General features: G+C 35.5%; 9 protein-coding genes. 4 read left to right on the top strand and 5 right to left on the bottom strand.

Annotated elements, in window-relative coordinates; all coding sequences use genetic code 11:
* The first annotated feature begins 180 nt into the window (after positions 1–180).
* A complete protein-coding gene (locus H0W64_09410) occupies positions 181–1,215 on the top strand; it encodes a hypothetical protein (GenBank protein ID MBA3661934.1) in 1,035 nt (344 codons plus the stop codon).
* Here the strand turns inward: H0W64_09410 and H0W64_09405 are convergent.
* The gene (locus H0W64_09405) at positions 1,212–4,409 is read right to left on the bottom strand and encodes a hypothetical protein (GenBank protein MBA3661933.1); all 3,198 of its coding nucleotides are present in this window, start codon (positions 4,407–4,409) and stop codon (positions 1,212–1,214) included. The two genes, H0W64_09410 and H0W64_09405, sit on opposite strands and share 4 nt — an antisense overlap.
* 138 nt (positions 4,410–4,547) lie before the next feature.
* Between H0W64_09405 and H0W64_09400 the strand changes: the two genes are divergently transcribed.
* Positions 4,548–5,183, top strand: a complete 636-nt coding sequence (locus tag H0W64_09400; GenBank protein MBA3661932.1) for a C40 family peptidase — start codon at positions 4,548–4,550, stop codon at positions 5,181–5,183.
* Positions 5,184–5,559: 376 nt separating this feature from the next.
* On the opposite strand, the gene H0W64_09395 is transcribed toward H0W64_09400, so the two are convergent.
* Complete coding sequence (locus H0W64_09395) at positions 5,560–6,072, bottom strand: hypothetical protein (protein ID MBA3661931.1); 513 nt, start codon at positions 6,070–6,072, stop codon at positions 5,560–5,562.
* Positions 6,073–6,930: 858 nt separating this feature from the next.
* Between H0W64_09395 and H0W64_09390 the strand changes: the two genes are divergently transcribed.
* Positions 6,931–7,785 carry a hypothetical protein gene (locus H0W64_09390; protein ID MBA3661930.1) on the top strand — a complete coding sequence of 285 codons (855 nt, stop codon included), beginning with the start codon at positions 6,931–6,933 and terminating at the stop codon, positions 7,783–7,785.
* Between the two features lie 178 nt (positions 7,786–7,963).
* Here H0W64_09390 and H0W64_09385 read toward each other — a convergent pair whose 3' ends face one another.
* Together H0W64_09385 and H0W64_09380 are read right to left on the bottom strand one after the other, a co-directional pair.
* Positions 7,964–9,127: a hypothetical protein gene (locus H0W64_09385; protein MBA3661929.1), complete on the bottom strand. Its 1,164-nt coding sequence runs from the start codon at positions 9,125–9,127 to the stop codon at positions 7,964–7,966.
* A 760-nt stretch (positions 9,128–9,887) separates the two neighbouring features.
* A complete protein-coding gene (locus H0W64_09380) occupies positions 9,888–11,657 on the bottom strand; it encodes a hypothetical protein (protein MBA3661928.1) in 1,770 nt (589 codons plus the stop codon).
* Between the two features lie 498 nt (positions 11,658–12,155).
* Here H0W64_09380 and H0W64_09375 point away from each other — a divergent pair, with 498 nt between their 5' ends.
* Positions 12,156–13,556, top strand: coding sequence for a hypothetical protein (locus H0W64_09375; GenBank protein ID MBA3661927.1), 1,401 nt, complete (start codon positions 12,156–12,158; stop codon positions 13,554–13,556).
* 51 nt (positions 13,557–13,607) lie between these two features.
* Here the strand turns inward: H0W64_09375 and H0W64_09370 are convergent, their stop codons facing one another.
* Positions 13,608–15,530: a hypothetical protein gene (locus H0W64_09370; GenBank protein ID MBA3661926.1), complete on the bottom strand. Its 1,923-nt coding sequence runs from the start codon at positions 15,528–15,530 to the stop codon at positions 13,608–13,610.
* Positions 15,531–15,627: the final 97 nt, after the last annotated feature.

Here is a 15,627-nt window from a genome sequence, read left to right as displayed (position 1 = left end):
AATCAAGTATTTGCTTAGATTTAAAAATTGTTAACTTTGAGCTAACTTGATATTCTAATCAAGGATTGATTGAGTTAAGAATTTTAAATTATAAAAAAAGGAATAACGGACCCTCTGTTGGTTTTGCAGAAACTTTAATTCTTACCACTGGCATGAAAATTATCGATCAGGAAGATAAATATGCAACGTCTATTTCAAGCTAAAAAAAATAACCATAAGCTTCCTTTATCCCAACCCAAATTAATTTCTAAACCAAAACCACACTCTTTTCGAGATAATTGGAAATTGTTTAAAAAAATTGAAAAAAATTATATTCTTCCCCAGAGAATAAAATCAACTTACCGTGATAATCTCACTGCAGCGATTACTTTGCCAAGTTCAAATAGGGAGCTTAATAAACAATATACAAATTATGAAAAACTTTTAAAGTTAAGCGAAGCCAATATTATTGAGCATGCCGCGCGAAGAGTTGACTTGTTTTTTTACACTCTTGTTGCCTATTACCAACAACACTGCCCTCCTATTCAAGGATTGACTAAGTTACAACATGGTATAGGACGCGTTAATTTTAAAGGTCATCAACCCATGACCCATGCTGCTCATAGTAGTTTTATTACATCAACTGTGGATAGAACTATATTAAAAGAAATATTGTTATTTTCCTCGCTTGAAAAGACCCAAACTACGATCCAAACAAGTTTGCTAGATCGTTCTCATTTTATGGACAGTTTAAATGCGACCGTTGAGGTACCTGTATTTATCAACGAATTTGATTATCTACTTGAAGTACAACACCAAGGTAGGAATGCGAGTTTCAAAATTTTACGGGAGGTGGCTAAAGGCAAGATCGATCCTATTCAGGGTCTTACAAATTTCATCATGATGTTGAATGAAGTTTTTACTAGCATGGGGCAAAATGAAAATATTTTTGAAATCCAAACGCCGCTTACAAAGGAAATCAAACAAAGTGTAGTCGCACTTCAAAGATATGGAACCTTGATTAATAAGTTAGATGTTGAGAGTAACTCAGTGCGGAAGGAATACATTTATATGCTATTACGATTGACGCCGGATGAGATTACACGCTGTGACGCAGATGTAAAAATGCGACAAAAGATTTTAATGGATAAAATGTTTGAGATGCAAAATGAAATTATGACCAAGCCAAGTGCGCATATGCAAGTTGATAAAAGACAATTTTATCGTTCTTACTAAATTTTATTAGAGCATGTCGTTCTAACTACAGAATAGTCTGCATGCTCTTCCTTGGCAGTAGTACCATTTACAATAGAAGGGCTGTTAGATTCGCTAATTACTAGTGGTTCGTTCCGCTCGGAAATATGAGGCTCACCCATGAGTAAATCTAAACTTTTAGTCCGAAGTGACTTTGGAGGTAGTAAATCAACATTAGCTTGATAAGAGCTATCTTGAGTTTTTTCCTGTTTATAAGTGGCTTGGGCAGCATGATTTGAAAGCTGAGCTAGAAGACCTCGTATTGTGGTTAAAGCTCCAACTCCGGCGCCCACGATTGCCGTGCTAATTACTGAGCCGGATAAGTGCATGGATTGAGCAAGTGGCGTAGCAAATCCAGATAATTTTGCAAATCCTGCTCCACATAAGCTGACTGTTTTGATACCTACTACGGGCAGTTTACCAATGACGGAAACTAAAATATAAGGAGCAGCAAATATTGAAACTACTGCAAAAGCACTTAAACTAGTAAGGATGCTGGCTGCTGCAAATAAACCGCCAATATAGGAACCATACTTCGCATCAAGTGATTTTCCATACGTGTAACTCGCTTTACAGGAAGAAATTGGAGAAAAAGTTGCGCGTGCTACTAACCAAGCCGTTGTAAAAATGCCAAATCCCGCTACGCCTGCTGTTAATGCAACTAATCCATAGCCTATTTTACCCAATGAAGAAACAGCTGGATCATTAAATTTTTTAACACTGCGCTCACCTGTAGTCCAACACAATTCTTTTAAAACATAGAATAAATATTCAGTAACAATTTTGCCTAGATTTTTAATGACTCGGGGAATCAATAAGGGCAAAAATTCAATATGCTCTAATAAGTTATTTTTTCTAGGCCAACCGATCAAGGGTAAAATGTAAGATGATAAGATTTCATGGTTTTCAGTATTTATATTAAGAGTCAAAGGCTCGACTTTCTTGTGGCCAAATGTAATTTTAAAACCTTCGGTAAAGATTTGTTTAATAGATTTTGGCTCGTTAGGCAGAGAAAATATTTCATTGTTACTAGGACTAACTTGATCGTCTATTGATAATTCGTCTTCAATAACAAGAGAAGAAAAAGGTGCACTTGACTCGTAAGAATCACTTTTTTGGGAATCAACATTATTATTGTTATTATTTCTGAGCACATTGTCTGGCAAGACAGCTTCAGGGGAATTCGAATTGTTTTGGATTTCTGAGACAATATTCGCTGTAGAGGGCATAGCAGGACTATCTTTTTTATCATTATCGGATATCTCGGGAAAGAGGAAATGATGCTCAGGTAGATTTCCCTTTACAGGATGTGATTGCGCAAAACTTTCAGAATCTCTTTCTTCCTCTACTGGATTCTCAATGGTTGGATTTGTAATGGCGTCACTCAATTGCATCTTTTTTTTGTCAAACTTACTCATAAAATCTGTTATTTCTGGCGATGGTATTTCGGGAAATTCATTTTGAATATTATTTTCAGATTGAGTTTCCGGGTGAATCTTTACAGTGAAATCATTTTGATTTGATATATTTTTGTCTACGAATTCAGTCGCTATGGTCTCTTTATTTTTCAACGATTCGCCAGGTTTTAATAATAAATTTAAGGAAAATGAATCAGCCAGCTTTTTAATAGCGTTAAATTTTTCCGGCGTTAGTTGCAGGAATAATCCATCATAATATTCATCAGGACCATACTCCGCTAAGCCGACATAATCCGATGAAACATCACGTAGTGGATTCGCAAAATGATCACCGCCGGTTGCTGTGAACACGCCGCGCGTAGCCCTTATACTATGAGCTCCACCGACTTGATCGGAATACCCCGGTGCTGATTGTTCTAATCCAATTAATAATCCACCAGAAGCATTGTTGTTGTCCTGCGCCTTGAGCTCAGAGGCATGACATAAATATAAATGACCATGCTCACCATTACTTTGAATAATTTTATGAGAAAATGGATGGATATTATTTTCTCCTCCTAAAGCTACATTAATACCATAATGTTGCCATTGACCAAACGAAGAGGCATCGTATAAAGTCTCATAATGTTTTCGCTTTTGTTCAGCAAGAATTTTATTTTCGTCCCCTACTTTTTCAGCTTGAGCCGCTAATTGAATACCATGCGTAGCAAAGGCGCGTTCGTAGCCTTTGAGTTGGAGCCAACTAATAATTTCATTACTTAATTGAGAAGGAAATTGCACTAATACGCGAGCGCCATGACAAATTGAAGCAACAATCGGCATGTTTTGCTGATTATTCTGCCATAGGTGCCATTCGTTTTTTCTTTTATAATAAAGTTCACCATAATATAGAAGTGCAAAGATACGTTTTAATGTAATAGCTGCGGTTAGATTACCTGGTTTTTCAATAGCCCTGCTGATCATCTCAAAATCACGGTTGAATTGAACTTGGGGATCGCTATTGTCGTAACGGGGAGCAGAGTTGATCATGACAGGCGAACCAAACACTTCTTCACATTGTTTCTTATCTTTTACCTGTTTTATATCATTTAAAATATCTTCTTCAGAGACCAGCTCGTCACGAAATATGCGTGAAATGAGTTCATGATTAGTCTCTATTTTGATTAATTCATATCCCCATACGCCTTTAATTTCTTTTAGTTGGTAGTACGAATTCACCGGAGCGCTAAAATACTCAATGGTTTTAGCGGTTTCCCTACTTATCAACTCAAACCCTTTTGATTTGCATGATAAAATAATTTCTCCTTTCTCATTGATATCAAGATTAGAGACAACTTGTGTATCTTGCTTAATTGAAAATTGAGCTTCTTGGATTTGTTGCGTATTGTCTTTTTCTTTAGTTACTTCGTCTATTTGAGCATTTGAAGCAAGCCCAAAATTAAGCGTAAATGAAACAAAAGCCGTCGGTCCTTGACTGTGGGCGGCTATTATTTTGTCTACATTGGTTTCCCCAAATAATTCTGATAATTTTTGTTTAATTTCTTCGGGACTGTGATCATTACGTTCACCTAAGTCTAACTTAACCTTCCCCTTGCATTGAAAGTTTCTATCATAATAATCGTATTTAAATTGCTGAAAACCACCTGCCCCTGCTTCAAAAAAATTTGCTGCACCCAAACTCCGGAGATTAAGATTCTTTAATCCCTCTTTTTGGTTCTGATAAAGGTCAATTAATGCTTGGCGGGTGATGGTATACATGATTTATAATATTTTTTTAAAGTAAACCATGATTATATCGATTAATTTCTAAGTAAAATTAAGGGATTCTTAAAGATTAATAGCTAAGCTTTATTTGTTTAGTTGATTAAAATACATTTCCCACTTAGTGGAGATTAAATGAAATACTTCAATACCTTAGTAGTTTTTATCATGTTATTATGGCTACCGCTTAATTCAGCTTTTACTACTGCTACACTGCCAGATACTACGCCCGAATCGATTAAATCTTCTGATTTAAAAGGGTTTAAGCTATATAAACCCGCTGTACAAAGCTTAATTAATCAAGCATTAGCTTTGACGGAAAAAAAACTTACCTATACTTATGGCTCAGCAGACCCTAAAAATGGTGGGATGGATTGTTCGGGAACGATTTATTATTTATTAAATTTTGCTAATCAAAAAGACATGCCCCGTGCAACGGATCAAATATATGAATGGGTTTTAAAATATGGGAAATTTTATAGTGTCAATGCCACTACATTCGAAGCGCAAGATTTTAATAATCTTCAACCGGGTGATTTGTTGTTTTGGACTGGAACTTGGGAAGTTAAACGCAAATCTCCTCTCAGTCATGTGATGTTATATCTGGGCACAGATCAAAGTGGCAACCGTTTAATGTTTGGTTCAAGTAATGGCAGAAGTTATCGGGGTAAACAAATATGGGGTGTAAGCATATTTGATTTCAAGCTTCCAGCTCCAGATTCAAAAGCGCGATTTATTGGGTATAGTTGCATTCCTGCGATCAATTGTTAGAATTTGCTATAGTTTGCTGATTTCCAATTGCTTCAATGACCAAATTTTTTAACCATACTTTAGCCAGGTATTTTCGGGGTTACATGTCTTGAATTTCATCCGGGTTTATTTATTTCTTACTACTCTTGTAACCTGGGTGGAATGCGAAGCATGGAAACCCAGGACCTACAACTCTATCCTTGCTTGATGACAAAAATTCTGCATGTTATACGGCATTCGGGAAAGATTAAAAGATTAATTAATTGACTCGGATTAAAAGTGATGAAATAAAAAGTTTGGATTAAGCAGTTCGTGGAATGGAAGATTAAAAAGACTTGTTTATAAGATACTAATGTTTACTCTCCCGATTAGATCAGGAGAGTAAACATTATTGAGGTTATAAAGTTTTTTCTGTTTTATATTTTTTCCAATCCGTTTCTAAATTGCCACGGCCTGTCGTTTCATTAACGCCCAAAACAATTCCACCGGACTTAATGCCCTGCTCGTAAACTTTAGCTCTTTCTTCAGGAATGCCCCATCCTACTAAAGCTCCAATTAAGCCACCTGAAATACTTCCTGCGCCAGCGCCAGCTAAACCAGCTACGAGCGGACCAGCAATAATCAACCCAAGGCCTGGGAATACTAAGCTTGTTCCAATAGCAGCAATAGCACCGATTGTTCCACCTATCGTGCCGCCTAAAGCGCCACCGATAGCTAATCCTTCCATGGATTTGTCACCGGTCTCTTTGGTAACGAGATCGGAATCATAATATTTTTTTCTTGTATCAGAAGACATCAAGACATTAATTTCTTCTGGCTTATAACCTTGTTTGATGGCATCACGATAAGCATTTTCCGCAGCTTCTTTATCATCAAAAATTTCAGTTGTTAATTTATTCTTATTGGTCATATCCGTCATATTTTTTCTCCTAAATAAAATTATTAATATTATGGTTTAAAAAAATTTCAGCTTCAATATAATTGCTTGCGTCACATCGTTATTTGGTCGTGGCTTCACTTCAATCGTGACGAGTGTTACGAATCGCTCTAAGCGCTTCGCTCATTCAATCCTAATAGTCATGCTCATTTATTTGCCACTCATAGAGATTCATTAAACCAAAAAACGGGCGTTGTTGCTGAAAATCTTATTAACTTCGTAAATCGTTTGAACTCAACGCAGTAGATCTGCAACTGCAGTATATCACATATTTACTAAGATAAGCTTTTAGCCTAATGCATTTAGGTGAGTTGATAAGATTGATAGCTATGCATAAAATTAAATCTATGTGAGATAGCGTTATAAAGAATTAACGTTAGATCACAACTAACCAAACGCTATGCTGTTGTATTTTTATTTTTTAGGAGGGTCTTGCAAATCCTTTTTTGTTGGATTCTTTTCATCATAACCCGGTTTGGGATTTTTTCGAGGATCCTTCGGATTTTTATTGTCTATATCTTTAATATTCATGGTTATGCTTTCTCCTTGTTAATTGAGACTTTTTTACATTTTAATGATGCCGCCTTTAATTAGTATATTTGAAAAATTAAAATGAATATTAAGGATAATATATAGAATCAACCCATTAAATGCATTTCTATCATTAACTTAAGAACTTAAGGATCCAATGCGTTTTTCTTTTCTAAAGCCCACATAATGAATGACGGTTCGGACTGTTTTTTTATTTTGCAATTAAGAATTTTTTTAATTGATTGCGACAGCTTTTTAATATATATAACTAGCCAAATATAATTATAAACAGGCCTAAGCATGCCGTCACACCAATTAAATCCCTTTAATGAAATTATCGAAACCCCTGTAGCTATTAATGCACGCGCACTAAGAACATCATTAGCACAAAAAATGCAGGATACTTTCTATTTATTTTCGGGTACGTTTTTCAGTAGAAAACGTAATCACTTTGGCTTATACGATTACTTAACTTTATTTATTCCTTATGCATTAGCCACTAGTTCCATTAACTTTTTCCTTAGTCCTAATCAAACGGATAATCCTATCAGTAATGCGCTTACGCTTGTGGGTTTTATTGCTACTGGTGTTCCTGCGGTAATATTAAATGCTCCCCGTTATTTACTGGGATCATTATTTACAGGACTATGTATGCCATTTGTGTTAGCAAGCCATGGCTTATCTTTAATGATAGGAAATACACACAAGCAACACCTCAATGCCTTCCCCATTTCATTGGCTACGCATGAAACGGACAATGCTAACTTGCAAGCTAAAAATAATTTTACAAACCAAGAAACACTGGGAAATTATTTAAGAAAAAATAATTTAACCTATGAAGATATTAGTGTTAACTGTCAAGGGACAACCGAAGCATTACGATTAAAATTTAAAAGACGTAATTTAAACGTTTCTACTTCGGGGATTTGTAATGGATGCATGGAGGATCATCATAATTTTGCAGAAAGTAATGCTTTAAACTTGAATAATGAAAATGATCGCGTCCAGGTAGAATCATTAATAAAATTAAATGTTGGCGGCCTTACGAATAAATTATATAAAATGGGGGTTAAACCTAGTTTTTTTGCAAAAATTCCTCCGATGTGCATCCCTCCTCTGCAAATTGATACCACCCGTAAATCTTATGGAAGGTAAGGTCCATCTTCATTGTTCAAAATTAGGCAATCTTGGGCTACTGACAGTAATAAAGGATTGTTAGATACTGGGTTACATGCTTCGCATTCGACCCAGGACCAACAGTCCCACAGACATTTTGCTAAAACAAAATTGCAAAATAATTGGGTGAGTTAAGGATACTTTTAACGATTTCCATTTACTTAATTTCAACACTCACTCGACTATGCGATTCTGCCAACGGTATACTGTAAGGGCAAACTTTTGATTGTCCATCTAATCGCATTTTTCGTTTAATCAGCATAGGTTTTTTACCTGAGAATAAAGTTATTTCATACATGACATCATGGTCGGTCACGGGGTTTTCAATTTCTCTCGGATCTCCACCATAATTTTTATAAACAATTTGAGCCAACTGACCGATTTCTTCTATGTTCCAAGTAATCACTAACACTTTATTAATTAATTCTTCTGATTTTAAATAAGTGGCGAGTGACTCTATCGTTTCCTTTCCTCGCGGAATGTGCGTGCCACCGCGATAAATCATCGTAGGTTCTACAGTCATTAAACTGCGCAGAAACGGCAACCCTGTTTGGTCGCGTTTAGGTTTAGGTAAAATAAAATCATCGACATGTGGATAATAAAGATTTAATAAAGGCGCTAAAGCTAATGCTCGATTGAAACCTTGACAATTTAACCGATCGACGGAAGCGGTACTTTCAGCACTCGGTATGAAAATAAGTTGGTTTTTAATTCTTGAAATTGATGGATTAGGTGTAGGACAAGTATTGCTTTGATTATTTAATTTTTGATAATCATGAACAAATTTAACGGTTGGTTTTTTTTGCGACCAATCGATGGTAATAACATATAAACTATCAAAATCACTCGCGTGCCAACGTGGAATCGTTTCTTTATTTTGCCCTAGTTGTTTCATTATTTCCCGCACAACAAAAACTAAATTAAAATGTTCCCATAATACAAACGAAGTTGCATGATGATACTGTTCCTTAAGTAATTCCTGAGCAAAATGATGCACTTCAGTATACATATATTTTGTATTCATCGATTTATTAAGCTGAATTGCTAAAGGTTGTAACGACACAACACCACGCACATAGAAATAATGATGTTGAAAGTAAGGAAAAGGAGCGAATAAATAATCCGGCATACCAAATTTCTTTAATAATACTTGGGGTAACAAAACTGAGCGTTTCCATCCTTGGCATTTTAATTGACCAAAATCCAAAGTAGGTTTTTCTCCATGGCGCATAAAAACAATTGTTTGAAGGGGCGCGCTATCAGCAAATGATGAAAAAATAATAGAGAAAACGATAAGAAAAGTGGTCATGCATTGTTTCATGAGGATACCCGAATCATGATGAATTTATTATTATCGCTTATTACATTTTTAAATAATAACGCCTCTATCTAAAGACAGCAATGCAGGAATGTTGCACGGGCCTGGAATCGCTTATTACGTTCTTGGAGAATAGTAAAGTAGACGACAACTCGAATGAGTTAAACAACTTTTATGAAATGTAATCGGGGTTTAAACGTTTCAAAACTGTATAATACACCTCATATAGACATATTTTAATACATAAATAGTTAGTATAAATAGTTGCTGGGCGTAAAAATAGGCGATGCGAAACAAATGACGCGCTTGGCTACCTGTAATTTCTAGAGCTGCATGAAGGTTGAATACGAGAGAAATAAAAGGCTGTAAAATAATAATCCCTTAGATTTGAAGAATTTGCAAAATTTAAATTAGACTTAATCATAAATAATGGTGCAGCGTCGCTGACATCAAAGAAATCATTTCCTAATATCGAATAGCTGCATAAAGAGATTTCACGCGGTGCTTCCCGGGCGTCTGGCGGCAAACCTTTGTAAGATTTATGCCATTGTTTGTTTCGATCTAAGAGGATAACGAAAGAAATGGGTACATTACAAATGGCCGCTGCTAAGTTAACATAGTATCAAAAATTTTTTTGAAGGTTTTTGGGTCTTTTTGTGTCTTACGATCAGTTCGCAACAAAGACTGCAACATAAATACTTTTGTAAATTTGTAAGATAGCTTAGGTTAGGTGCATTAAGTGGTAAATAACATTTTTCAAAGATTAGGTGTAGTTTATCTTATCCAAAGGCGACAGAGAGGTATTAAATAGATCTTGCTCTGCATTATTAGGCTCTCTATTGGATTTTACTTTATCTTCCGTACGTTGGAAAAATTTCAACATGTAACATTGCGCCTGTAAAACCTTCATTTGTTCTGACGTGAGGCTAGGGGCCTCAAAAATTATTTTTTGTAAAGATAATTTTGCGATTTCTTTTTCTTCAGGCTGCAAATATGGATTGTGTTCGATCAATGCTTTAGCTTTAGCTTTAACAGACTCATCATGTTGAGATGACCCATTAGTATTTTCGACGAGTGGTATTGATCCTGTTTGATGAGGGTGCTGAGTCACTTGTGTTGATTGTGTTCTTCCATGGGTCATTTGATTTTCCATACTATCATTTTCTCTAGGTTGTAAATTAATTTCCTTCTCTAAATTAGATGGAAGATAATTCGCAAACAATTGACCTTTCATCATTGTGTCGACCAAACTAATCGCTTCTTTTATGAGAATCACTTCCCCCAGCCATTTAAACTGTTCTTCATCAAGTTTCGTGCTATTTTTGGCATAAAAAATGATTTTATTATTACGAAGCCTTACTCCACATTCGTTAAGATAAATTCCATGCAGGATAAAACGTTCACGAATTTTATTCCATTTGTTCTGAAGACTATTGCTTATAGAGTAAAAATCTATATTTAATACTTTAGTACAATCAAAACTTAGTAAAAATTTATAATCTGAGGATTTTTTTATATGAAAAGGATCGCATGAAACAATTTTTAAAAGAGACAGGTCTAATATAGTTCTTTTGGAAATTTTATTATTGACCAAGGGAGGAGCTGAAATGTTAGGGATGGAGAACAACCCTTGAATATTCTGATGCAATATACTTTGATCCGATCTATTATTGGTAGGTAATGTTGGGTTATAGCTGTTTTCAAGGGTCGTTGCGGCGGTGAAGTAATTACGAAAAAGCTCCCCTTCCATTGCTATATTAATAAGAATCCCCTCTCTTGGTTTCAAAATAATTTCGCCTAACCAGCTAAACTGTTCTTGAGTGAGTTTTGATGATTCATCGTTGAGTGCAAAAAAAATGATTTTATAATTACGGGTTGTGATACCACATTCCGATAGATCGATTCCCTTATGTTTTAATTTTTCCGAAATGATTGCCCATCTTTGTCTAACGCTTTCAGCGACAGCATTAAAGATTTCGTTTTGACTATAATTATAAATTAACCAAAATTTATAATCTGAGGCTAATTCGGCATCAAAATTAGCGTGCTGATCAAATCCTTTAATTAAGTTATAAAGTGGCGCTGAGCATTGTTTGGATGGTTCCTGGCTCGGAACCCCATAGCCTAGTTGTGCAAGGGTGGTTAATTCGCCATTATTTGTACTGTGATTATTATTAATGTAACTTATTATTGCTTCTTGGTTCATAATCACAATCTTAGCTAAGTGATTGAATTGGTCTAATAAAAAATCTGGTTGCTTTTTTACAGTAAAAACGATGCGGTCATTCTGGATAGAAGTTTTAAATATAATGTTACTAAACTCGCATCCTGGTACTTTAAAGTTATTTTTTAAAAATGAAATTCGAGCACGTAACGATTGACGTATCTTTTCAATTGCAGGAAGTAAATCATGATCTAATGCATACGTTGCAACATACAATATGTTTTTATTTTTATTATTTACTTCAACCGTTTCAAGCCTTAATGCTTGATAGGCAATTTCGAGGTAGCCATAGGGTTCACGTGTGTTCACGATATTTCCATTGTAAATGATAATTTTTATCAGTTTATAGTGTAAGGATTAAGAAAAAATTAAGAATGGTGGGTAAATTAAATTTATTTTTTACACAGGTAAATAATGACAATATTCTTATAATGATCATTAATAATATTTAAGCTATTGGGGTAATTAAAATAAGAAAAGAAGGTATTGATGAGATGTCATTGTGCTGTGTCTAACAATTGGTGCAGAAGTTGTTCTGAAAGAATAGAGTGATGTAGTACCCAGAAAGTTTGCCTCCCATCAACGCACAATGGAAAGCTTAACTTTTAATTAAGATTTCAGCTAGTTAACCTAATTTAGATCCCTTTAATTATCCGTATGTTTATACAGCATTTTCTTATCCCTATGATTTCAAACGTATTTATTGAACAATGTATCCGTATTAACATATATTTTGCATTTATACATGTTATATTTTATACTATCCAGCTAAAATTATAATAATAAGATACAACTGCGAGGAAAAGTATGAAAGGTCGTCGATCATCACGTGGTGAAATTCCTTCGGATGGTGCTAATAACGAAATTCATGACTCAGCTATGTCAGGTAAAGTAGCACCTAAACGACCTGCGCCAGATGAGGGCTTTCCCCTACCTGATAATAAAGCACCTCATATTGAACAGAATTCTGATGGGGACACCTCCACGCATCAAGATATTACTAAAAAATTACGAACCTCTAGCAGCTTTAATAATGATATTAACAATAATAATAATGTTGATGCACGAAGGGAATCTAAAGACGATTTGCATTTCATTTCTTCTTCCGAAAATAATAGAAAACTTACCTTTGAGCAAAAAAGAAAGAAACTTTGTAGCCTTACGCTTCAAAAAGGATATGAACCCCTTTATAACATTCCCCTCACCAATGAAGAATATACAACCTTGATTGGAAATCGTTTTACTGAAGAAGACCTTGATAAAGCCTTTCCCAAAAAAGTAGAAAACATTACATCCCCCCGGATCGGAAAGATAAATGACACTAAAATGAATTCGAGTATGGGCTATCTGGCTTCTTTATTTATTAACCGTACAGACAAAAATGCTGTTGAATTAGTTTATTCCAGTATATTCAATATGAAGTCTAGAACGGGCAAAAAATTAACTGATTTTTTTAAAGATCAACCACGCGCTTTTAGCGACGACGATATAAAGAGAGACATCGCACTTCAACCCCATATGTACGGCATTCTATTAGTTAAGAATAAGGAAGGTTTCTTTTTACAATTACGTGTATTCAAGCACGCCATTTCCGGACACTCAGACCTTTTTGATAAGGATGAGGCAAAAATTAACCGTGAAAGCCATTTTAAATTTTTACTTGTGGCAGGGGAATTTTATACAAGAAATGTAGTTCAACCCAATGGGGCGGAACTCACGCGCATTCATACCATCAATAACAAAACGGGTGGGCACTTTAAAAATTTAGTCGATTTATATCAGCAGCAACTTATCATTAAAAAAGTTTTTGAAGATGCTAATATCTGCTATAAATTTGCTGATCGAGCCTTATTTTTGGATACAGGTGACTTAAGCACCCTGCAAATGGAAAATGAAATTAAAGAGCGTAGCAATTTAATTTCCATTCAGAACGCAGAAAAATCATTAGTCTCGGGAGGATATTCTCACCCATTGTCTTCCCGGCGTTCTCAAACAATGAATATTTATAAACGCCGTAACGCCGTGGTAGGGTTGACGTTTAAACCTCACTACGATAAAGAAGAAGCTATCAGAGCTGCAATTATTCAGCGGCTTCAAGAACAAGCAGAACCGATCAAGAGGATTTTGGATAATAAAAATAATCAAGATACTTTTTCTGAGAGTGAGGAAATTGTTTCTGATGACTCTATAAATCGCAAAAGACCCTAAAAGAGGTATGCACTGGAAAGAATAACTTCCTACACCCGATATGAAGGGTGACTAATTTTTTCGTGGACGCGAAGTTGGAGCACTCTTTTCTAGGTACTTAGCTCGCTCCTTGTCATATACCTTCTTCGCTTTTGGATCATTCAATACCTCCCCAATGGCATGCACTTTTTTCTCATATGCATGGGGATCCTGTTTTTTCTCTTTAAAAGTAAGCGCGAAATGTAGTGCAATCAGAATTTTTTCACCTGTAAGCGTAGCATCGTTCAAAACGCCTAAGACCTGGTAAATATCTTCTTCTTTGGCAAGTTTTTTGGCCTGCTTAACTGTGTCTGAGTCGTTGTGATGAAATAGACCCCCAGCGGCTCTGCGAGCTTTGTGCAATAAATCGGGCGATTTGCGACCTTCAGGTTGCTTGGATGGCTCCTCATTGGGTGGTGTTGTCGGTAAAACTTGCTCTTCGACAACTTTTGGAGGTTGTAAAGCGATGAGCATGGCTTGTTTCAACATATTACTGCCTGACAACATGTCTCTGTACTCCGCTACGGAGGAAAGCTTTAGCAGTGAAGAGCCAAACGGTTTAAGAAACTGGTCAATATTCTTACCCATTCTCTGTTGAATTTCTTCCGCCGTCTCGACATGGTTATTATTATTGTTCATGACTTGAAAATAACCTTGATAGGTCAAAACAATTTCTGCCAATTGGATAGGCTGAAAATATTTTGCTAGGGCATTAATTGTGAATATTTGAGTCGCAACACCAAAATCTAATTTTGTTAACTGAAAAAGTAGATCGGGATTTTCCTGTAAGTAGATTAGAAAATTTGGATTTTTAAGGTTAGTGGCCATTGAAATTGGATTGAATTCTACAACTTTTCCATTTTGAACTTTTATATTCCATCTCTTGAGTGTATTAACTTCAGTTACATAAGCTTTTAATGCTTGTGGATTCTTTAATATCTCTGCTGCATGATGCAATTCTTGATGGAATTCCTTTCTCCGAGGGTCGCCCTCGGGAACTAATTTTAGTTTGTCGCGTATGGCTCTCAGAATGTCAGTAGGTCTCGTTGCTGGCTCTTTAACACCTAATATCAGATAAGGATCTCTTCCTTGTTTTGCCCACAGCTTAGCCTCCAGTATTAATCCGGTTTGGTGTTGTGATTGTTGCTGTTGTTGATGCTCTTTATTATCTGATTCAAATACTTTATCGTTTTCATGCTTAATTTCGGATTGTCGAGGAGATTCATTCTCGGTACTCTCGGGCATCGGCAAATCGCTCAAATTGTCTTCCTTTTCGTTCTGCAGCGAATGAAACTGTTCTAACCCAAGATTGTTTCTTAACGCCTGCGTCAGCTCCGTTAAATGATCACTTTGGAAATCTACGCTTTCAAGTTCACTTACTCTCGTATTTAAAATTTCTTGAGATAAAATATTAGATTTTAATAGACTAGAAAATTCATTTAAAATTTTATTACTTTTAAGTACACGAACAGCATTGTTATTGATGTAGTAGTGTTGTGCCAGAAAATTTTCAATTTGTTGAGCTCCGCTTAATTGATAAAGCATTCGGGCGGCATCATTAAGGTCCGGACTTGAATTCTTATTATAGGATTGCAATAAAATAGCGCTTGCCTGAAAGTCAATTATTCCTGAAGTCAAATCACTCTGTATTCTAAGTAGAGGATCAAATTCAGCTGTTGCACGAGTTTGGTTAATTGGACTATTCATGAATGCAGATGTTTTTTCAATAATATACAAATTTCTGAGCTGTGAGGAGACTTCCATTAACACTGAGCTTTGCCCCTTGTCTATAGCATCTATATCCGTTGCCATCTTTAAATATTCAGTCGGATTACGTGGTTTTTTCAACAGCATTTGTATACGCACTAATTTGGATATATTTGGAGATGGATTAAAAGGGTCTGCTGTGTCAGTAAATCCCGCTATTTTTGAGCTCACATCTTCTCTTGTTAACATATTGGAAAGATCTTAGAGGAATATATCTCTAATTATAATACTTATTTTGATAAGCCAGGCTACGCCATTTAATTATAAATTATATTTATAATCAATG

The sequence above is a fragment of the Gammaproteobacteria bacterium genome (assembly GCA_013816845.1).
GTDB lineage: Bacteria > Pseudomonadota > Gammaproteobacteria > DSM-16500 > DSM-16500 > Aquicella.
This window is presented reverse-complemented; position numbering and strand designations above follow the sequence as displayed.

Excerpts from the sequence above, each read along its gene's own strand:
- H0W64_09410 (MBA3661934.1), top strand. The coding sequence starts at position 181 with ATGCAACGTCTATTTCAAGCTAAAAAAAATAACCATAAGCTTCCTTTA.
- H0W64_09405 (MBA3661933.1), bottom strand. The coding sequence starts at position 4,409 with ATGTATACCATCACCCGCCAAGCATTAATTGACCTTTATCAGAACCAA.
- H0W64_09400 (MBA3661932.1), top strand. The coding sequence starts at position 4,548 with ATGAAATACTTCAATACCTTAGTAGTTTTTATCATGTTATTATGGCTA.
- H0W64_09395 (MBA3661931.1), bottom strand. The coding sequence starts at position 6,072 with ATGACCAATAAGAATAAATTAACAACTGAAATTTTTGATGATAAAGAA.
- H0W64_09390 (MBA3661930.1), top strand. The coding sequence starts at position 6,931 with ATGCCGTCACACCAATTAAATCCCTTTAATGAAATTATCGAAACCCCT.
- H0W64_09385 (MBA3661929.1), bottom strand. The coding sequence starts at position 9,127 with ATGAAACAATGCATGACCACTTTTCTTATCGTTTTCTCTATTATTTTT.
- H0W64_09375 (MBA3661927.1), top strand. The coding sequence starts at position 12,156 with ATGAAAGGTCGTCGATCATCACGTGGTGAAATTCCTTCGGATGGTGCT.
- H0W64_09370 (MBA3661926.1), bottom strand. The coding sequence starts at position 15,530 with ATGTTAACAAGAGAAGATGTGAGCTCAAAAATAGCGGGATTTACTGAC.